Consider the following 19,456-nt stretch of genomic DNA (forward strand, 5'->3'; position numbering starts at 1 on the left):
TAGACGCAAGACTTTAGGACTTGAAGACTAAAAGATGCTAGATGGAAGACACTAGATACAAGACTTTAGGAATTGAGGAGGTAGGACTTGAAGACTAAAAGAGGCTAGAGATGAGATTTGGGGATAAAAATCAAAAAAGATATTGGTATTAGTAGCGGTAACCCTTGCGGTTACCGTTTTTGTTTGGTAAATCCATCAGATCAAAAACGGCAACCGCAAGGGTTGCCGCTACTTGACTAATCTATAGATGTCTTGTTTATCTAAAATCGAAAAATTAGTATCTGTTATCTCTTACACAGGTATATTTTCACATTCCGTAGGAAACTCTAGTATCTTCCATCTAGCATCTTTTAGTCTTCAAGTCCTAAAGTCCTATCTCCTCAATTCCCCAGAAAAAATCAATCCAAAATAGCCTCTGCCTCTGCCAATGTTGCCTTGTATTCTGCTAATTTAGAAGCCTTTTTAGCATATTCTTTCATTTTAGTTGGTTGTCCTGAGCGCTTAGCAATACGTGCCAAAGCCATATAAGCTAGTGCATGATAATCCTTTGTAAAACGTTCGTCATAAGGCATTTTTAGCCCTTTCAGCAAATAAGCCTCCGCAAGTTTATCGTCCTTTTTATCTTTTTCAGCAATCAATCCTTTGAAAATTGTTCCCGCACATTGATACATTAAGCCCTTTTGCTTTAAAATTTTGTCCGAAATAGTATCCGCATCGTCGTACTTTCCAAGAGCTGTCAGGAAGTCCATTCGTTGCATTTGAAAAAGTAAATTGTCAGGATATTTTTCAGACAATATACTATTGTAATACAACGCTTTGGCTGGATTGGCTTCATATTTCATATAGACATACCCTGCATAAAAAGCGGCTTCTGTTTTTACAAAGATTGTCTTCTTGGTAGCCAAATCTAATTGTTGTAAGCCTAATTTTTTATTACCATCCTTAAACATCCAAATAACAGATTTAATCACAGGATGCGTTTCTGGGTATTCAATGCGATAATAATTATAAATGCCTGACGAATAAAGAAACTCAGGTTGTTTATCGGTCAGTGCCAATCCTTTCTTTAAATGAGAATATGCTTTTTTAGCCACGCCTACGGCTTTCATAAATTCCTGATTGTCGGCATCGAAAGCCGCTAAATAGCCTAGTGTGGCTAATTCAAAGAAATTAGCTTCTACGTCCTCATCATTTTTGTCCAGCATTGCCTCTGCCAAAGCCCTACTTTGATTAAGGTATGTCAAATATATTTTTTGCTGATTGGGAAAATCTTTCAAAGGGAAATACTGTAATTCGGTTTGAATAGCCATTAAGGTATAAAACACTGGATGTTGCGGGTATTTAGCTTTTAACTTTTGGAAAATATCGGCTGATTCTTTGAAATCATACGAGTACATTTTATCCAACCCTTGAGAAATTAATTGGCGAGTACTAGCATCGTTTAATATTTGAGCATTACTTTTAAAAAAAATGCAAAACGAAAATGTTACAAAAATGAATACTTTTTTCATATTGGAAGTTTAAATAAATAAAGCGGAATGAGTTTTTTGCTGATTGTCACACATTACAAGTGGTAAATACTTACTTTTGTCGTGATATTTTTTAAATATTTGTTAATATAGACGTTTATTTGTTACATAACATACATGATTTCATACGATTATTTTATACTTGACAACGGACTCAAAGTCTATGTTCACCAAGATTATTCCACCCCTATAGCTGCTGTTAACATTATTTATAATGTTGGCTCTCGTGATGAAGAAGAACACAAAACTGGTTTTGCTCATTTGTTTGAACATCTGATGTTTGGTGGTTCAAAAAATATTCCTTCTTATGATACTCCCCTTCAGAAAGTAGGAGGTGAAAACAATGCTTTTACCTCACCAGATATTACTAATTATTATATTACGCTACCAGCAGTCAACATTGAGACGGCTTTTTGGTTGGAGTCTGACAGAATGCTGTCTTTGTCTTTTGACCAAAAGGTTTTAGACGTACAACAAAAAGTAGTGATTGAAGAGTTCAAGCAAAGATACTTAAATCAGCCTTATGGTGATGTTTGGTTGAAACTTCGCCCTTTAGCCTACCAAGTCCACCCTTACAAATGGGCTACGATTGGGAAAGAAATTGCTCATATCGAGGACGCGGTAATGGATGATGTCCGTAATTTTTTCTACAAACATTATTTGCCCAACAATGCTATTTTAGTAGTGGCTGGGCCAATCAGTGTTGAGGAGGTAAAACAATTAGCCAAAAAATGGTTTGAACCTATTCCTGCTGGTAATGTTACTCCTAGAAATTTACCGAAAGAGCCTATTCAGACTAGTGCTAGATTTTTGGAAGTAGAAGCAAAAGTACCGTTAGATGCTATCTATAAAATTTACCATACCCAAGGACGACATGACGTTGGTTATAATGCTGTGGATTTGACTAGCGATATTCTAGGAAGAAGTAAATCATCAAGATTATATGATAAATTAGTAAAGGAGCAATCTATTTTTAATTCTATCAATGCGTATGTTTCTTCGTCACTAGACCCAGGCTTGATGGTTTTACAAGGAAACCTCAACAAAGGCATTAGTATTGAAGAAGGTGACGCCGCCATTCAGGATGTATTGGATGATTTCTTGAAGAATCCTGTTGCAGAGGAGGAATTGACCAAAGTGAAAAATCAAGCAGAATCTACGTTGGTTTTCTCGGAAGTAGAATTACTAAATCGTGCTATGAATTTAGCCTTTGCCGCCAATGCTGGAAATGTAGAATACGCTAACGAGGAATCAAGTAAAATACAAGCAGTAACGGTTAATGATATTAGCAATCAAGCAAAAAGTATTTTAACGAAAGAAAACTGCTCGACGATGTATTACCGTGCTAGCTAAGGTTGTGTGCTAATGCTTTCGGTCTTCGGAATTCAGCTTTCGGATTTTTATACTCTGTGCAATTGAGCAATAATTTTCAGTGAACAACCATACAGATGACGGTTACATAGATAACAAATAACGATTAAACCGATAACAGCTATAAAAACGATGAAACGTATCATCTTCTTCTTATTTTGTATTTCTTTATTTTCTTGCAAAAAAGATTTGCGTTTGTACGACCAAGACCCAAAGACTTTTTTGACACAATATGGTAAAGAAAATCCAGAAGATAAAGTAAAAGTACATACTGTTGGTGGAGATTTTATCATAAAACTCCATGCTGAAACACCTTTGCATCGTGCTAATTTTATTAGAAATGTAAAGGCGGGTTATTACGTTGATAGGATGTTCTATAGAAATATTTATCGAATGGGCATACAAGGCGGAGGCGAATATATGGATCAATTAGATTTTTTAGTTCCGCCAGAATATCGCCCAGCATTTACCCATAAACGTGGTGCTGTGGCAATGGCTCGATATGACGAAGGCAACCCCGACAGGGCCTCCTCTCCTACTGAGTTTTATATCATTACTAATGAAGCAGAAGCTCGACAGCTTAACGGTAACTACGTAGTTTTTGGAGAAGTAATTCAAGGCATGGATGTAGTTGATGCGATTCAAGCTGGAAAGGAATACTACGAACGCCCAGCCATTCCTGTGTTTTTTAGGATTGATATATTAGAAGAATAGGTATCGGCTTTCGGTCTTCAGCAATCGGCTTTCAGTTTTTGGTATCAGAAGTTAGTTTGCCGACCATCAACAATATAAAATCCTAAGACCGAAAGCTGATATCCAACAATCATTTTAACCTAAAAGCCGACGACCATCAATAGCATAAAATCTGATGACCGAAAGCTGATATCCGACGACCATTATACACTAAAAGCCGAAGACCGACGGCTATTTATTATAGCTTAAAGCTTTTCTCTACCATTCTCATAATCGAATCACTATCGTTTAGGTCTGCAACTTTCGAAAGCTGAATCCATTTCAAGTCCGTTGACTCAGAAGAAACGATTAATTGTTGATTCATGTCAGCCTCTAACAGAAACCTTACATCAAAATGTAAATGTACTGGTATTCCCTTTCGTTCAGGAATCACGTGAATATCAATATCAAAAATATCATTACTCAATACCCCAATATTTTTCAATCCTGTCTCCTCCTCTGCTTCCTTTAAAGCAACATTCAATACATCTGAGTCACCATCGCAATGTCCCCCCGTTTGAAACCACTGATTAAGCTTTTTATGATGGGTTAGCAATGTATATTGACGAGACTTATCCAGAATCCAAGCAGAGCCCGTTACATGGCCAATCATCAAAGAACGCTCGAAACACATAGGATGTGATTTTACAAAAGAGGTGATTTCTTGATGAAATTTTGTCTCTGTTGCATTAAATGGTCGATGCTTTTCAAGCAATTGTAGCAATTGATTTCTGTGCATAGTATTGTATGATTATGGTAATGTTTCAGAGGTCAAAGGTCTAAAAAATATCTTTTAAAAAAAGCCATTGAGCGAAAAATTAAATTGTTGGTTTATTCCTTCGTTACTTTTATGTAAAAATCTCAATTCAGCATTAATCAAAAAAAATTACCATGAAAAAACTATTTTTAGGCCTTATCCTAGGGCTTTCCCTTACTGCCAATGCACAAATACGCCTGCCTCAACCTAGCCCTGCGGCATCTGTTGCTCAAACCATCGGAACGACTGATATTAGCATTAAATATTCTCGTCCAAGCATCAAAGGACGTGAGATTTTTGGCGGAGTAGTAGCCTATGACAAAGTTTGGCGTACTGGGGCAAATGCTGCCACTCAAATTACATTATCCAACGAAATTACTCTTGGTGGAAAAAAAGTCGCTGCAGGTTCGTATGCAATTTTCTCTATCCCTACCAAAGGAGATTGGACATTGATTTTAAACAAAGACATCACTGCTACAGAGCAAACGTATTCACCTGAAAAAGATGCTTTGCGTACTGTTGTAAAAGCAGTTGCGAATGCAAAAACAGAATCTTTCACGATAGACTTTAGCGATGTTACGGATAGTACTGCTAATTTAAACATCTATTGGGCAGATAAAAAAGCATCTGCTCCTATCGCTATCGAAACTTCTAAAATGGCTGAACTAGCTATTAACAAAGCAATTACTGATAATGCCAATTCGATGCGTACTGCGGCTGAGTTCTTTTTAGGAAAAGGTAAATTGAGCCAAGCCCTAACAGCGGTAAATGCATCAATTGCAGGTGGCGAAACTTTCCGTAATGTATGGGTAAAAGCACAGATTTTAAGCAAATCTGAAAACTATGCCGAGGCTTTCCCATTAGCCCAAAAAGCTTTGGCATTGGGTAATGCAGATACTTCTGGTTCTTTCAGTTTCTTTAAAGATGCTATCGAAAAAGGCATTTTAGATTATAGAGCTAAATTACCAGTAGCAGCACCTGTGACGACTAAGAAGAAGAAGGCGATGTAGCATCTCATCAGTAGCACGACTTTCCAAGTCGTGAGGGAGGACAACCTTTAGGACTTTTACCTCACACGACTTGAAAAGTCGTGCTACTGATAATATTACTTTTTCAAATACGCAATCAATACTTTTCTAATATCATTACGAATATCGTTTACATCTTTTTCATCTGACTCTACGATGCCTTTTACTCCTGGATTTTGGGCAGTCAAGTAGCCAAAATTGGTTTCCTTACCTTCTATCAAAAACTTTGGCATCATTACATGGTAATCTTGGTTAATATCTAATAGTTTTCCATTAATCAACCATTGTTTTTTGTTCTCATCATAGCTGATTTTATCCCATTGCAAAAATCCTCCATTGCCTTTATTCTGTAAACCTGTTGCTAATATTTTGTCAAGTAAGCTTCCTGTTAGATTCACTTCAACTATTTTTCCACCAAAAGGTAATACCCTCATAATATCTAGTTGTGTGATTTTCCCAATTAATTGGTCATCTATTCTGACAGAACCACTATTGAAAACGGTACAATCTACAGGTTTTGTTGCCGCTGCCGACATAGCTTTGGCAATTAAATCTCCCAAATTAGTATGTCCATTTCGCATGGTGCTTTCTCTGCCGTCTAAGGGCGTTGAGATTTCTGTTACTACATCATTTTTATCTAACCCTGCTTTTTTCATGGCAACATCCATGATTTCCTCCCATTTTTTGACTACCAATGCTACTTCTGCATCATCTTTTATTTGCTCGTTGATTTTACGAAGCTCGCTATTAATCTCTAAAGATTTGGTTTGAGTATAAAAAGACAGGTTGTGGACATACGCCGTTTTAGCATTGGCATCCGCTTTAGCAATGATAACGTTACCTTCTTTAAACAACATATTATCATGGTCATGTCCGCCCATCAGAAGTTTTACATCAGGTAAAAGCTTTGCCAATTTTGCATCATCTACTTTGTTGATATGCGTAATACCAACTACAAAATCACATTGAGGTTTCAATACTTCATAAGCCTGTTTAGCCGATTCAAAGAAATCATCATAATGCACATAATCCTTTTGATTGGAGGGTAATACCACCGAAAACATACCCATTTTTACTACTTTGCCAGCAGTATTTTTGAAAGTAAGAATAGTAGTTTTAGGGAAGGGAATTTTTGTACCATTTACATTTTTTGTAAAAGGGGTTAACGTGCCTTTATTATTCTGGAAGGCATTTGATGCCAGCCAATTAAACTGTGATTCATCGATTCTTCTCTGCAAATCTGCTTCATCAATATCAAATTCATGATTGCCCAGACCAACCCAATCAAAACCAACAGCATTCATAGCCTCTACCATTTGGCGACCTTTGATGCTTTTCCCTTCGTATTTAAAAGTGGCAATTAAAGAAGGGTTCAAGAAATCTCCAGCAAGGATGGTAACAGTATTAGGATTTTTCTGTATTAATTCTTTTCTCAATGTTCCCAAACGAGCCATCCCTCCTACTTTTCCCCCTTCTAATGGCGAAATTTCATACACATCATTCAAATGCAAGAATGTAATGTTAACTACATTTTCAGATGATTTACTAGATGAATGCTGAGAGGTTTTACAAGAAGTGAAGATACTGGTTGCCAGTAAAAACAGGAGTAATATTCTTTTCATGGTTTGATAGATTATGGAAATGAAGTAAAATGTTTATGCAAGATAGCAAACATTATAAAGCAGTGATTAATTACCTATATTTTTTCAAGACTCTTAAAAGTTAAAATAAAGATGTAATGATTGATTCGAATTAAGTAAAAAAATCCTTACTATTAGCAGGTGACTTAAGTCACCTGCTAATAGTAAGGATTGAATACCAGATACTTATGAACTTGTGAATAATCAATAATATTTAAATCATCTCTTAATGAAAGATTCATAACTCACTAACTCTCAACTCTTTTACTAAACTGGCTTATTATCCAAGCAAAGCCAACCACCAATACACAGCCAATCACATTGAGCCAAAGGAAAGCTGTTAAGTCTATCCACCAAGCATAAATAACGAAGACTTCTGCCAATAAAGCCGCCCAGAAAACAGCATCACCTCTGATAGATTTGATATAGAAAGCTACTAAAAATACACCCAAAATAGTGCCATAAAACCATGAACCTAAGATATTTACAGCCTCTATTAAACTCCCGATATTAGCCGTAAATTGGGCAACAATAATACAGACAATTCCCCAACCTAAAGTAACCAGTTTTGAAGCATTTACATAATGTTTCTCAGTATCCTGTGGATGAATCATTCTTTGGTAAATATCGACAATCGTACACGACGTTAGCGAACTAAAAGCGGAGGCCATAGCCCCCATAGATGCCAGTAAAATAACCGCTATTAATAAGCCTACCATTCCTTGAGGCATATACTTTGTTACGAAGGATAGAAAAATATAATTGGTATCGTTGATATTAGCATCTGGATTGGTTTTCAACATCAAATCTTTCACTTCTTTCCTTAGGTCGTTGGCTTTTTTGTCAGCTGCTAAAGCTTTTGATTTCAAGGTCTCAAGCTTTTGAGCATTTAGTGCTTTTATTTTTAAAGTACTTGTATTTTCATCTGTTTTGAGAACAGTATAAAGTTCTTCTACGACTTTTTTCTTCTCTACAAAAACCTTAGAATTTTCCTTCATTAAAGCCTTGTAGGCTGCTGTTTGCTCTACTTTGCCTAGTTCAGTTTTATTGAAAAATAGCGGTGCTTCATGAAACTGGTAAAATACAAAAACCAATGAACCAATCAGTAAAATCAAAAATTGCATCGGGATTTTAAAGATACCATTCATTAATAATCCCAAACGACTTTCGCCGATAGATTCTCCTGATAAATAACGACTTACTTGTGACTGGTCTGTACCAAAATAAGATAACTGTAAGAAAAATCCACCTATCAATCCCGACCATACGTTATACCGATTATTCAAGTCAAACTTCCAATCAATGGCATCAAGTTTATCCATTTTACCTGCTACTTTCAGCGTATCCACAAACCCCATTTCTGTAGGCAATAAATGTACTACCATATAGCCAGCCAAAAACATTCCTATCATTACTACCAACATTTGTTGCATTTGTGTATAGGAAATCGTTTTTGAACCTCCATACATACAATATATCGTTACTACAATACCTGTGACGATATTTGTCCAGTACAAATTCCAGCCTAAAATGGTTGATAAAATAATAGATGGTGCCGCAATGGTCACGCCCGTTGATAAGGCTCTGGGAATTAGAAAAAGAAAAGAAGCCATTACTCGGGTCTTGAGGTCGAAACGACCTTCCAGAAATTCATACGCTGTAAATACGTTTAGTTTTTTGAAGATGGGAATAAAAGTGATAGAGAGTACAATCATCGCTAGCGGCAACCCGAAATAAAACTGTACAAAGCGCATTCCGTCTATATAAGCTTGACCAGGGGCAGATAAAAAAGTAATGGCGCTGGCTTGGGTAGCCATGACCGAAAGCGTAACATGATACCAAGGCATCTGTCTATCTGCTAATAAATAGCCTTCAATATTCTTTTCTTGAATTCTTCCTTTCCATAATCCAAAGCCAATAATTGTTCCTAATGTTAAAAGTAATACCAGCCAGTCGATATTTTCCATGTTAAAATTTTATAATTAGCAGTTTAAAAGAGGGGCGAAACCGTTTTATCTTGAAAACAATTCGTACGAATGCTAAAACGACAAATTAAGCCGACAATTTCGACTTAATTGAAGTATTCGCTAAAGAGATAAAATAGGATAATCATCAGCACCAAATTACCGACAACTATCCAGTAAAGTTGTTCCCATGATTTGATAAAAGGCGGTAGTGATTTATCTTTTTCTTGCATGATTATATAATTGTATGGGTTTTGGTTGCTTGACTTCTTTATGAAAGGACACTTACAAAGGTCGTAATAATTTCATGAAAGCTTGAGAATTAAAATTAAGGACAAACAAAGGATATTGCAATTGATAATTGAAGCTTCGAATTAAAAACTTTATACCAATCTATTTTAATTTACGCTAACAAACAAAAGCTAAGTAGCTAAATACAAAAATGGGTAAAATGTATTATAAAATACTCATCCATACCCAACGAAATAAATACCTGAAATTCAGCAACTTAATTTTTACAGAAAAAAAATTTCACTTTTTTTTAATTTTTTTCTTCAAAAAGCTTGCAAAAAGAAAAACGGCTTCCTAATTTTGCACCTCCAAAACGCAAGCGGGCGTGGTGGAATTGGTAGACATACCAGACTTAGGATCTGGCGCCGCGAGGCATGGGGGTTCGAGTCCCTCCGCCCGTACTCATTCAAAGCCCTCTCAACCGTTACGGTTTTGAGGGCTTTTTTGATTTCGGATTGTTGATTTCGGAATGCGGATTTACGAAAGTCAGACAAACTGAGATTTAGCAAAATAAAAATTCCGAAATCCGCATTCCAAAATCCGAATTCATAAAGATGAACATTTCTCTCGAAAAAAGTACCCCAGTGAACGCCCGTTTGGTCGTATCTATTTCTGAAGCTGACTATAAGCCACAAGTCGATAAAAATCTTAAAGACTATCGTAAGCGTGCTAACATCAAAGGATTCCGTCCAGGAATGGTACCGATGCAAATGGTACAAAAGATGTTCGGTAAATCAGTTTTAATCGACGAAATCAATTCTGTTTTAGGCAAAGCTGTTCCTAACTATATCAAAGAAAATAATTTAAGTTTAGTGGGTGATCCTATGCCATTGAACGAATTGGAAAATCCAATCGATTGGGATACTCAAAAAGAATTTAGCTTTACTTACAACATTGGTTTAGCTGGAGAATTCACTCTTGACTTTGATAAAATCCCTACTATCAATACTTACGAAATCGAAGCTACTGAAAAAGAAGTGGAAGAAACTATCGAGAATTTGAAACAAAATTCTGGAGAGCAAATTCACCCAGATACAGTAGAAGAAGGTGATATGCTTTTTGGTGTTTTCACTCAAGGAGAATGGACTGAAAAATCTGCTATTCCTTTCAAAGCTATCAAAGAAGAAGCTAAAGCTACTTTTATCGGTGCTGCTAAAGGAGACACTTTAACATTCGACCTTCAAGCTACTTTTGTTGATGAAAAATCAATCGAATTGGCTACTGGCAACAAATCTGGTTTAGTAGGTGAAGTAACTTTCACGATTGAAGATATCACTCGTAATGGTGTTGCTGAATTAAATCAAGCATTTTTTGATAAAGTATTAGGCGAAGGCAAAGTAAGTTCTGAAGAAGAATTCCGTAAAGAGATTCTAGAAATTATCAAAACTAACTACAAGCGTGAAGCTGAATATTTATTGAGAATTGATGCTGAAAAAGCTTTATTAGAAAACATTGCTATCGAATTGCCAGAAGATTTCTTACGTGATTGGCTAATCCAAGTAAACGAAGGAAAATTCACTCCAGAGCAAATTGACCAAGACTTCGAAAATGTTAAGAAAGACATTCGTTTGAACTTAATCAAAAACGAAGTGGCTACTCAAAACGAAATCAAAGTAGAATATCCAGAAGTGCTTGAAAGAACGAAAGAAATGATTCGTGGTCAATTCGGAATGTATGCGTCTGCCGACAATAGCATGGACGAAATGATTGAGCGTATTGCTAATGGATACTTAACTGATAAAAATAAGCAAGACAACTTCATGAGAATGTTCAATGAAGTATATGCAGCCAAAGTTTCTGACGTGATTTTAGCAAACGTTAAGACTGAAAGTAAAAATATTAGTGTAGATGAGTTCAAACAAGTTGTAGGAGCGTAATAAGTTTTGAGTGATGAGTTGTGAGTCTTGAACTTAAAATAATCAACTTAATCAACTATAAATCAACAAAAAATCCCGTAAGGTCAACCTCTGCGGGATTTTTTGTTGATTTATAGTTTCAGATATCGAATAGTAGTTTCATAAATTTAACTCAATTACTCACAACTCATCACTCACAACTCCTAGAAGCCTATTTTTTCTCGCTGTTGCTGATTTTGAATAAGTCTATAAGCTTCTACCAAAACACGTTCCTCAAACTTGCCTCTCCAGTAGTCTGATTCTCTTTTTAGTCTTTCTATTTCTAGTTGTAGTTTTTCCATTTCATTTTCTGAATTGAGCATTATTTTGGGTGTGATTACCTCTTCCCCAAAAAGCTCTAATACATTAATGTCTAGCAAACTGGCTATTTTTTGTGCCCTGCTAATGGTCAATTCAGTTTTACTGCGTTCGATGTCACCAAAGGCAGTTGTCGAAATTTGTAAAAGTTCTGCCATGTTCTCCTGAGAGTATCCTTTTAGCAGACGGGCTTGTCGTATTTTTTCTCCAATTTTCATAATTATCACCTTTTCTGATAAATTCTCTGTAAAACTGATTAGGATTATTTCATAGTTTTTGCATCTTTGCTGTCGAAGATTTTTTGAATAACACCAAAAATACTTCGATTAGTTTCAAAATTATAGAGAGAACTATTTGAGGGTTTTAAAAGTTATTAAAGGGCAATCTCATTAAATTCCTTAGCATGCAATTGCTAAAATGGTTTATTTGATTTAATTTAACAATCGACATATTTTCAATTTTATAAATTACCGTTATGTTTCCAAAAGAATTAAGTTCAGAAGAATTCAGAAAATACGCCGTACACCATAGAGGTTTGAACGGTTTGGCAGTAGACCAGTACATGAATCAGGCAAATAATATTGGCGGTACTAGTCGTCCATTCATTGAAGATATGACACAGTACATCATTGAAGAACGTCCGATGCGTTTTGCTCAAATTGATGTTTTTTCACGCTTAATCATGGATAGAATTATCTTCATGGGTGTACCTGTGGATGATTATATGGCCAATATCATTGTTGCTCAGATGTTATTTATGGAATCTACGGATGCCAAAAAAGACATTATGATGTACATCAATTCACCAGGTGGCTCTGTATATGCAGGTTTAGGTATCTATGATACGATGCATTATATCCGTCCAGACGTTTCTACTATTTGTACTTCATTGGCGGCGTCGATGGGTGCAGTATTGTTGGCGGGTGGTACGGCAGGTAAGCGTTCGGCTTTACCCCATGCACGTATCATGATTCACCAACCTTCAGGTGGTGCTCAGGGACAATCACGTGATATTGAAATCACTGCCCGTGAAATCGTTAAAATCCGTAAAGAATTATACGAAATCTTAGCACAACACTCAGGAAAATCATTTGAAGAAATAGAAAGAGATTCAGACCGTGACTACTGGATGCGTGCAGAAGAAGCAAAAGAATACGGTTTAATTGACGAAGTATTGACAAGAGTATAAAATTTTCTTGATACAATAAGTAAATTAAATGAGCGTATAACTAAAAATGCTTATTACTTCCATAGAAGTAGTAAGCATTTTTTATTTTTAAATCTGTAATTTTGCCAAGGAAATAATGAAGGCACAATTTTGTGTGTAAAGATATGAGACAACAGCAAGCCCATTGCGTTCTTTGCGGACGTAAGCAAAACGAAGTAAAATTGTTGGAAGGTATGGATGGCCACGTTTGTAACGAATGTGTAACACTAGCCTATGAAGTAGTTCAGCAAGAATTAAGTACTGAAAAGAATAAAAAAGGTAAAAACAATAAAGCTGTAACTCCAAAATTCAATCTGGTAAAGCCAATTGAAATGAAGAAATATATTGACCAGTACGTAATTGGGCAATATGAAGCTAAGAAACACCTTTGTGTAGCCGTTTACAATCACTATAAGCGTTTGATGCAACATGATGTAAAGACAACATTTGATGATATTCAGATTGAAAAATCAAACATCATCATGGTGGGCGAAACAGGGACAGGTAAAACATATATGGCAAAAACCATTGCTAGAATGTTGGAAGTACCTTTTTGTATTGCTGATGCTACGGTAATTACTGAGGCAGGATATGTGGGCGAAGACGTAGAAAGTATCTTAACACGTTTATTACAAGCTGCCGACTACGATGTAGAGAAAGCTGAAATGGGCATTGTGTTTATCGATGAAATTGATAAAATCGCTCGTAAATCTGATAATCCTTCTATCACTCGTGATGTATCAGGCGAAGGTGTACAACAGGCCTTATTGAAGTTATTAGAAGGGGCTGTAGTAAACTGTCCGCCACAAGGAGGCAGAAAGCACCCAGACCAAAAGATGATAGCAGTAAATACTGAGAATATTCTTTTTATTTGTGGTGGTGCTTTCGATGGTATCAAACGTCATATTTCAAAACGTTTGAATACTCGTCCCATCGGTTTTAGTTCAGACGATACGTTCTTGGATATGTTTGAAGAAGAAAATGTAATGAAATTTGTTACTTCGCAAGATTTAAAATCATTCGGTTTGATTCCTGAGCTATTAGGACGTTTGCCTGTAGTAACTTATTTAGATCCATTAGACCACCAAACGCTGTTATCTATCTTGACAGAGCCTAAAAATGCCATTACTAAACAATACCATAAATTATTCGAAATGGAAGGTATTGACTTACAATTCGAACCACCAGCGTTAGAATATATCGTTAGTCAGGCAATGGAATACAAATTAGGAGCAAGAGGGTTACGTTCAATCTGCGAATCAATCATTACGGATGCGATGTTTGAACTACCGTCTCAAGACGAAATCAAAGAATTTAAAATTTCGCTGGCTTATGCCCGTGAAAAATTTGAGCGAACCGTTTTTCATCAAATGAAAAAAGCCGCTTAACTCATATTTACTACCCCAACAAAAAGCCCAAATGATAATTTTGGGCTTTTTATTTAGCAATTAATTTAATTATTCAACGTTTCTTTACAAACACTAAAACCTAATAATATGCAAACAATTAAACTAACTTTCATAAGCATTCTTGCTTTAATGGTAGGAGTATCATGTACTTCTCAGAAAACAATCATTTCTCAAAACCAGTACGAGACACAAAAGGCCGTAGAGGTGGCGAAAGTAGAAGAAATGCCAAGTTCAACGTTGATGATTGAAGCAGCCCATGAAAAGCCAAGTCCTGTGTTATATGCATCAGCATCAGAGGTTATTCACATTGAGGAAGCAAACAATGAAACAGCCGTTGAATTAAAAAAAGAAAAAATCAACGCCATGTTAGACAAAGTAGTTTTACAAAAAAGTGAAAGTAAGACTATCGCTACTACTCGCAAGGCTAATTTTGTAGAGAAACTTATTATTAAAAAAATAGAGAAGAAAATGAAAAAAAGTGGAGTACAATCTGCTGATTTTCATAGCTGGAATCCAAACTTAAAAATCGGTGTCATTCTTTTAGGCGTTGGTATCGTATTAGCCATCTTTGGGCTAGGCGTCGTAGGTGGTATATCAGCCTTCATTGGATTGCTATTTGTCATTTTAGGCTTACTGCAAGAGGTATAAGTGGTTCAAATCTGCCATTCTTCATAATTTCTTTGTCGAATAAAATATTTATTTACAATTTCGGTTTTTATTGAAACCAATTATTCACGACGCTTATGTCTATTTTCGACAAGTTGAAAAATGTTTTCCGTGGCAATAACCCTACCATTGAAAATACAAATATAGAAATACCCATCACAGAAGAGATAATATCAAATGACGATACGTTGGTGCAAATAAATAATATTGCACCAACGTTTTCTAGTCCTGTCAATGACCAACCCGACTGGCTTATCAATGAAGATATTCTAAGAGATGAAGGCGTTATCTTTGGGTTGTCGGGTTCCAACCCAGACGAAAAAATCTCCATCATCCGTCACTACTTTTCTCAGCAAACAGCCGAAACGGAAAAAGTAATGGCTCAACACCAAGAAGAAATTGGTGAGTTGAATTATTGGATTAATGAAAAGGAAAGTTTAGTTAAAGATATTGAACAGCAAATTCAATCCCTCAAAAATCAGGAATTTACTGAACAACATCATTTATTAAGAACAGTAGTTGGTTTAGTACTAGCGATAGGTATTGCTGTAGGCAATTATTTCTTAATCAAAGAATCACTACAAGGACAATTCCAAGAAACTACCTTTATTGCTTTAGGCGTATTTGGAGCGGGAATGTTTAACCTTTTCGGGCGCATTTCATTCCTCCATGACGAAAGTAAAATAAGCACTTGGAAAAGACTATTAGAAGAAATAGGCATGCCTTTGGCAGCATCTTTCTTTGTATTTGCCCAAATTTATGCTACAAAACCTCTCCTTCAAGCATGGGCTTTGTTCGCTTTTATATTCTTTTTATTTATGTTTTCGGGCAAACTGTTCTTAGGAAATCTAACCATTTTCAAGGATGATTTTACCATCTTCCAAAAGCGAAACCAACTTTACAAAGATAAAATCAAGAAAGTAGCGGAGTGGGAAACAGACATTGAGAAACATAAAGCCGAAATCGAGAAATATAGACAAAGGAAACAAGATATTTTACCTGAGCTTACCAAACTAAGCACTATCAATTTGAAATTAAATGCCCAAAGAGATATGCTGATTAAAGTATTTGAAAGTGAGTATCATTTGGCTCAGAATTATAAAAATAGGTTGAACAACAATCAAGTGACAACAATTTTAGGAGAAGAAGAATAACATGGAAAATACAGAACAAAATAACAATCGTATGCCCGTAAATACTACGCCTTCGCATACTGAAATGTACGATTTTCAACATGGCTATCATGGAGGACTAGAATCTGTTGATAGAAATACTTATGAAGGTTTTTTGTCTTCACAAGTAAATTTCGAATGGTTAAGCCGTCAGCTTAATGAAAAAAAACAAGAACTTTCTGATTTAGAAAAAGTTACTGAACACATTAAAGCTCGCTACAAAGAAGCCTATGATGCTCTTCAAGAAAGAATGTTAAAGGTAAATCTTGCAGGGAAAAATCGTGACCGTCTTGAAAATCAATTAGCTGAAAATCAAGAAACTTCCTCTACCCTACTTGAAAAAAGAAAAATCAATTCGCATCAATACTCATTGTTTGCAGGTATTATTTACTTTCTGGCTGGTGTATCGTTTGTGGCAGGGGATTTAATTATTTCACACGAAATCGTGGCTTATGCCCTCAATATTCGTAATAATGTTGAAGCTTGGTCATTTGCTGTTGGTTTAGCCATGTTATCTATCCTTTTGAAACCTGCTTATGAAAGATTGGTCGAGTCGCCTTATACGTCTGCATCTTCTTTAAATTCTAAAAAGGTATACGTTTGGTTCAAAAGTATTACGGTAGTTTTTGCAGTAGTTACTTTGTTTATTTTGGGTTGGTTTAGGTATGAGGCCTATAAAACCGACAAAATGAAAGAGGGCGTTAATAAATCTATCAAACAGTTACAAAATCAAAGCTTTGATCCTCTTAATCCAACGGCTCCACTACCAGTAGCGGTTACCCGACAAATTGATGAAAAATTAAGAATTTTTGACCAACTGAATGAAAAACTAGTAAACAGTCCTTGGGCTTTGGCTTCTTTTGTGCTTTCGGGTGTATTATTTGCTTTGGCTGGCGCAATTTGTTTAGGTATTGCATTCCCTGTTTTACAATGTTACTGGGCTAAATGGTTACAAATTGACCCTAAGTTAAAACGACTTAAGAAGGAGAAGAAACAATTGATTACTACTTTAGAAGGCGTTGAAAAAGAGTTGGCAGACAATATCACTCAAAAAAACATTTTTGAAAACGATTTGCAATTGCTCCCTTCTTTTGAATCGTTAGAGTTACAAAAGAAAAGTCTTTTAGAAGAAATTAAGGATATTGAAAGAGAAACTCGTTTAGCAGAAACAGATTCAAGGATTGGTGCATATAACGATGGTTTTGGAAAAGGTTCGATGGTAAGGGAAGTAATCAATGCTGATGAAGTAAATCAATTTGTAAGAGATAATTATTTCGATACGGCTACTTTAGCTAGTAAAGCAAAGGCTTCATCGGGTGATAAAGCGATGTTCTCTAAACGTCCCAACCTCCGCCCACATCAGCAATTACGTAAATTAATATCTGAAGACTTTCAGGAGGAATAAATTTTTGATTTGAAAATTTGAAAATGAAAGGATTTGGAAATTTGAAGATTTGAGAATTTGAAAATGTAAAGGCTTATTATATTGATGATTTAATAATTCATAACTCACTAACTCACTAAATCACAACTCACTAAATCACAATTCACTAACTCACTCAATAAATATATGATCATAAAGACAGCACACACTGAAGCAGAGGTTCGAAAATGTTGGTATGTAATTAGTTTACTTCGTCCACATCTCACCGAAGATGTATTTGTAGAAACAGTACTCGAAATGCTGAGTGAGGGCTATCAATTAGCTTATATCGAAAAAGATGATGAAGTAGTTTCTGCCATTGGTTTCAGATATTTACAAATGCTTTATAATGGTAAACAAATCTATATCGACGACCTCACTACTTCAGACAAAGTTCGTGGCGAAGGCTATGGAACGGCTTTATTGGACTATGTAATCGACCTTGCCAAAGACAAAAATTATGATTGCGTCACGTTAGATTCTGGTCCTACACGCCATACTGCACATCGTTTGTACTTGAACAAAGGTTTTAAGATTAGTAGTTATCATTTTGTAAAGAAACTATAAAAGTAATAAAACATATATAATATTTGCACATTTCAATAGATGAAAAAACTAAGCCTAATTACACTCGTAACAATTTGTTTTAATACATTAAACCTCTTCGGACAAAAAAGTGAAATCAAACAACCTTCTTCATTCTTCCCAAAAGAAAAAGCACAAGTATTAGTCGTCGGTACTTTCCATTTTGATTATCCCAATTTAGACGTCAATAAAATAAATGATGGCGATAAAATTGACGTATTAAAGGAACCCAAGAAATCTGAAATTACAGAATTGGTCAATTATATTAAAAAATTCAAGCCCACAAAGATTGCTATTGAAGCCACTCCAAAATGGAATGCTACAGAAAAACTCAGACAATATAAGGCAGGTAATTCAAGAAATGAAAGAGACGAACGCTATCAAATAGCATTGAGGGTTGCTAGTGAAATGAAAATGGATACTATTTATGGTATTGATGCTGGTTCTTTTGATGAAGATTTAGTAAAATTAGATTCAGTATATTTTCAAAAGTTATTCAAGGGTTTTGATTTCCAAAATGACGATAAGTTCAATGCAATGTATATGAAATGGTTTGATTATGAAGAAAAATTGCCAGTCACAACAAACCTATTGAAATATATCAAACACATTAATACCAGCGAATCTCATAAATTAGGTTATGGAGCATATCTGGTAGGTGATTTCAAACTAGATAATCAAAGAGGTGCCGATATCTTATCTATCTGGTGGTATAATAGAAACTTGAGAATATTCAGAAAATTGCAAGAGATAACCGAAAGTAGTAAAGATAGAATATTAGTAATCTTTGGAAATGGACATGCTGCTGTATTAAGGCAGTTACTAGAATCTTCCCCAGAATACAAGTTTATTGAATTTGATAGTTTGAAGTAATGGTCAACATTAAAAGCTGAAAAAGTAGAATACGCTATATAAAACTGAACAAGGCTAAAACTATCCCCAATAAACGCTATCATAAATCGATACAATTCACGTTATTAGTCTCGACTTCATTAATGTATTTCTATGGATTGATAGAAAAATTACTTTTAGTTTTGATAAATATTATTACAACCAATAAATAAACCTAAACATGGGAATTTTAAATGCATTGATGGGCAATTCATCAGAAGTTTCTGCTGATAAAATCGCTCACGAATTCGAGCCAATTTTGATTGAAGGAGAAGTGATTGTAAAATCATTTAAACTGATTAGAGATATGTTTGTTTTTACTAACAAGCGTTTGATTCTAGTTGACAAACAAGGGCTTACTGGTACTAAGACAGACTTTATGACGATTCCATACCATTCTATTAACTACTTTTCAAAACGCAGTGCTAGCTTACTAGACCTTGATGCCGAGATTTTGATTTGGATAAAAGGTTCGGCACAGCCTATCCAAAGAGAGTTTAGAAAAGGTGAAAACATTAACGATGTTTATAAGGCACTTAGCACTTATGTGTTAAAATAAGGTGTATATTTCATGATGA

17 protein-coding genes and 1 tRNA gene are annotated in these 19,456 nt (G+C 35.4%); 13 read left to right on the forward strand and 5 right to left on the reverse strand.

What is annotated here, in order from left to right; genetic code table 11:
* Positions 1 to 398: 398 nt before the first annotated feature.
* Positions 399 to 1,511, reverse strand: a complete 1,113-nt coding sequence (locus tag VB264_RS13250) for a hypothetical protein (RefSeq protein WP_323250075.1) — start codon at positions 1,509 to 1,511, stop codon at positions 399 to 401.
* Positions 1,512 to 1,646: 135 nt separating this feature from the next.
* On the opposite strand from VB264_RS13250, the gene VB264_RS13255 reads away from it, so the two are divergent.
* Positions 1,647 to 2,882, forward strand: coding sequence for a M16 family metallopeptidase (locus VB264_RS13255; protein WP_323250077.1), 1,236 nt, complete (start codon positions 1,647 to 1,649; stop codon positions 2,880 to 2,882).
* A gap of 150 nt (positions 2,883 to 3,032) precedes the next feature.
* A complete protein-coding gene (locus VB264_RS13260; protein ID WP_323250078.1) occupies positions 3,033 to 3,614 on the forward strand; it encodes a peptidylprolyl isomerase in 582 nt (193 codons plus the stop codon).
* A 217-nt stretch (positions 3,615 to 3,831) separates the two neighbouring features.
* Here the strand turns inward: VB264_RS13260 and VB264_RS13265 are convergent, their stop codons facing one another.
* Entirely contained in the window at positions 3,832 to 4,371 is a 540-nt protein-coding gene (locus tag VB264_RS13265) for an NUDIX hydrolase (protein WP_323250080.1), read from the reverse strand.
* 152 nt (positions 4,372 to 4,523) lie between these two features.
* On the opposite strand from VB264_RS13265, the gene VB264_RS13270 reads away from it, so the two are divergent.
* Positions 4,524 to 5,399, forward strand: coding sequence for a DUF2911 domain-containing protein (locus VB264_RS13270; protein WP_323250082.1), 876 nt, complete (start codon positions 4,524 to 4,526; stop codon positions 5,397 to 5,399).
* Positions 5,400 to 5,494: 95 nt separating this feature from the next.
* Here the strand turns inward: VB264_RS13270 and VB264_RS13275 are convergent, their stop codons facing one another.
* A complete protein-coding gene (locus VB264_RS13275) occupies positions 5,495 to 7,039 on the reverse strand; it encodes a bifunctional metallophosphatase/5'-nucleotidase (RefSeq protein WP_323250084.1) in 1,545 nt (514 codons plus the stop codon).
* A 266-nt stretch (positions 7,040 to 7,305) separates the two neighbouring features.
* A complete protein-coding gene (locus VB264_RS13280; RefSeq protein WP_323250086.1) occupies positions 7,306 to 9,024 on the reverse strand; it encodes a sodium:solute symporter in 1,719 nt (572 codons plus the stop codon).
* A 607-nt stretch (positions 9,025 to 9,631) separates the two neighbouring features.
* On the opposite strand from VB264_RS13280, the gene VB264_RS13285 reads away from it, so the two are divergent.
* Together VB264_RS13285 and VB264_RS13290 are read left to right on the forward strand one after the other, a co-directional pair.
* Positions 9,632 to 9,713: transfer RNA gene (locus VB264_RS13285), tRNA-Leu, on the forward strand.
* A gap of 153 nt (positions 9,714 to 9,866) precedes the next feature.
* On the forward strand, positions 9,867 to 11,189 hold the full coding sequence (locus VB264_RS13290; protein WP_323250088.1) for a trigger factor: 1,323 nt from the start codon (positions 9,867 to 9,869) through the stop codon (positions 11,187 to 11,189).
* A 182-nt stretch (positions 11,190 to 11,371) separates the two neighbouring features.
* Here VB264_RS13290 and VB264_RS13295 read toward each other — a convergent pair whose 3' ends face one another.
* Positions 11,372 to 11,743: a helix-turn-helix domain-containing protein gene (locus VB264_RS13295; protein WP_323250090.1), complete on the reverse strand. Its 372-nt coding sequence runs from the start codon at positions 11,741 to 11,743 to the stop codon at positions 11,372 to 11,374.
* 257 nt (positions 11,744 to 12,000) lie between these two features.
* On the opposite strand from VB264_RS13295, the gene VB264_RS13300 reads away from it, so the two are divergent.
* The 8 genes from VB264_RS13300 (at position 12,001) to VB264_RS13335 (ending at position 19,437) form a co-directional block, all read left to right on the forward strand.
* Complete coding sequence (locus VB264_RS13300; protein ID WP_309912480.1) at positions 12,001 to 12,714, forward strand: ATP-dependent Clp protease proteolytic subunit; 714 nt, start codon at positions 12,001 to 12,003, stop codon at positions 12,712 to 12,714.
* A 143-nt stretch (positions 12,715 to 12,857) separates the two neighbouring features.
* Positions 12,858 to 14,120 carry an ATP-dependent Clp protease ATP-binding subunit ClpX gene (clpX, locus tag VB264_RS13305; protein WP_323250092.1) on the forward strand — a complete coding sequence of 421 codons (1,263 nt, stop codon included), beginning with the start codon at positions 12,858 to 12,860 and terminating at the stop codon, positions 14,118 to 14,120.
* 108 nt (positions 14,121 to 14,228) lie between these two features.
* Positions 14,229 to 14,789 carry a hypothetical protein gene (locus VB264_RS13310; RefSeq protein ID WP_323250094.1) on the forward strand — a complete coding sequence of 187 codons (561 nt, stop codon included), beginning with the start codon at positions 14,229 to 14,231 and terminating at the stop codon, positions 14,787 to 14,789.
* 95 nt (positions 14,790 to 14,884) lie between these two features.
* Positions 14,885 to 15,961 (forward strand): hypothetical protein, encoded by a 1,077-nt coding sequence (locus VB264_RS13315; RefSeq protein ID WP_323250096.1) that lies wholly within the window; start codon positions 14,885 to 14,887, stop codon positions 15,959 to 15,961.
* Between the two features lies 1 nt (position 15,962).
* Complete coding sequence (locus VB264_RS13320) at positions 15,963 to 17,384, forward strand: hypothetical protein (RefSeq protein WP_309912488.1); 1,422 nt, start codon at positions 15,963 to 15,965, stop codon at positions 17,382 to 17,384.
* A 165-nt stretch (positions 17,385 to 17,549) separates the two neighbouring features.
* Complete coding sequence (locus tag VB264_RS13325) at positions 17,550 to 17,969, forward strand: GNAT family N-acetyltransferase (RefSeq protein ID WP_323250098.1); 420 nt, start codon at positions 17,550 to 17,552, stop codon at positions 17,967 to 17,969.
* A 39-nt stretch (positions 17,970 to 18,008) separates the two neighbouring features.
* Positions 18,009 to 18,860 carry a DUF5694 domain-containing protein gene (locus VB264_RS13330; protein WP_323250099.1) on the forward strand — a complete coding sequence of 284 codons (852 nt, stop codon included), beginning with the start codon at positions 18,009 to 18,011 and terminating at the stop codon, positions 18,858 to 18,860.
* Between the two features lie 199 nt (positions 18,861 to 19,059).
* On the forward strand, positions 19,060 to 19,437 hold the full coding sequence (locus VB264_RS13335) for a PH domain-containing protein (RefSeq protein WP_309912494.1): 378 nt from the start codon (positions 19,060 to 19,062) through the stop codon (positions 19,435 to 19,437).
* The last annotated feature ends 19 nt before the right edge of the window (positions 19,438 to 19,456 follow it).

The sequence above is a fragment of the Arcicella aquatica genome (genome assembly GCF_034928825.1).
Lineage (GTDB): Bacteria > Bacteroidota > Bacteroidia > Cytophagales > Spirosomataceae > Arcicella > Arcicella aquatica.

Bases quoted from the DNA above. Each gene is read 5' to 3' on its own strand.
- VB264_RS13265 (WP_323250080.1), bottom strand. From the start codon at position 4,371: ATGCACAGAAATCAATTGCTACAATTGCTTGAAAAGCATCGACCATTT.
- VB264_RS13320 (WP_309912488.1), top strand. From the start codon at position 15,963: ATGGAAAATACAGAACAAAATAACAATCGTATGCCCGTAAATACTACG.
- VB264_RS13330 (WP_323250099.1), top strand. From the start codon at position 18,009: ATGAAAAAACTAAGCCTAATTACACTCGTAACAATTTGTTTTAATACA.
- VB264_RS13280 (WP_323250086.1), bottom strand. From the start codon at position 9,024: ATGGAAAATATCGACTGGCTGGTATTACTTTTAACATTAGGAACAATT.
- VB264_RS13295 (WP_323250090.1), bottom strand. From the start codon at position 11,743: ATGAAAATTGGAGAAAAAATACGACAAGCCCGTCTGCTAAAAGGATAC.
- VB264_RS13325 (WP_323250098.1), top strand. From the start codon at position 17,550: ATGATCATAAAGACAGCACACACTGAAGCAGAGGTTCGAAAATGTTGG.
- VB264_RS13270 (WP_323250082.1), top strand. From the start codon at position 4,524: ATGAAAAAACTATTTTTAGGCCTTATCCTAGGGCTTTCCCTTACTGCC.
- VB264_RS13260 (WP_323250078.1), top strand. From the start codon at position 3,033: ATGAAACGTATCATCTTCTTCTTATTTTGTATTTCTTTATTTTCTTGC.
- clpX (WP_323250092.1), top strand. From the start codon at position 12,858: ATGAGACAACAGCAAGCCCATTGCGTTCTTTGCGGACGTAAGCAAAAC.
- VB264_RS13310 (WP_323250094.1), top strand. From the start codon at position 14,229: ATGCAAACAATTAAACTAACTTTCATAAGCATTCTTGCTTTAATGGTA.
- VB264_RS13255 (WP_323250077.1), top strand. From the start codon at position 1,647: ATGATTTCATACGATTATTTTATACTTGACAACGGACTCAAAGTCTAT.
- VB264_RS13290 (WP_323250088.1), top strand. From the start codon at position 9,867: ATGAACATTTCTCTCGAAAAAAGTACCCCAGTGAACGCCCGTTTGGTC.
- VB264_RS13275 (WP_323250084.1), bottom strand. From the start codon at position 7,039: ATGAAAAGAATATTACTCCTGTTTTTACTGGCAACCAGTATCTTCACT.
- VB264_RS13335 (WP_309912494.1), top strand. From the start codon at position 19,060: ATGGGAATTTTAAATGCATTGATGGGCAATTCATCAGAAGTTTCTGCT.
- VB264_RS13315 (WP_323250096.1), top strand. From the start codon at position 14,885: ATGTCTATTTTCGACAAGTTGAAAAATGTTTTCCGTGGCAATAACCCT.
- VB264_RS13300 (WP_309912480.1), top strand. From the start codon at position 12,001: ATGTTTCCAAAAGAATTAAGTTCAGAAGAATTCAGAAAATACGCCGTA.
- VB264_RS13250 (WP_323250075.1), bottom strand. From the start codon at position 1,511: ATGAAAAAAGTATTCATTTTTGTAACATTTTCGTTTTGCATTTTTTTT.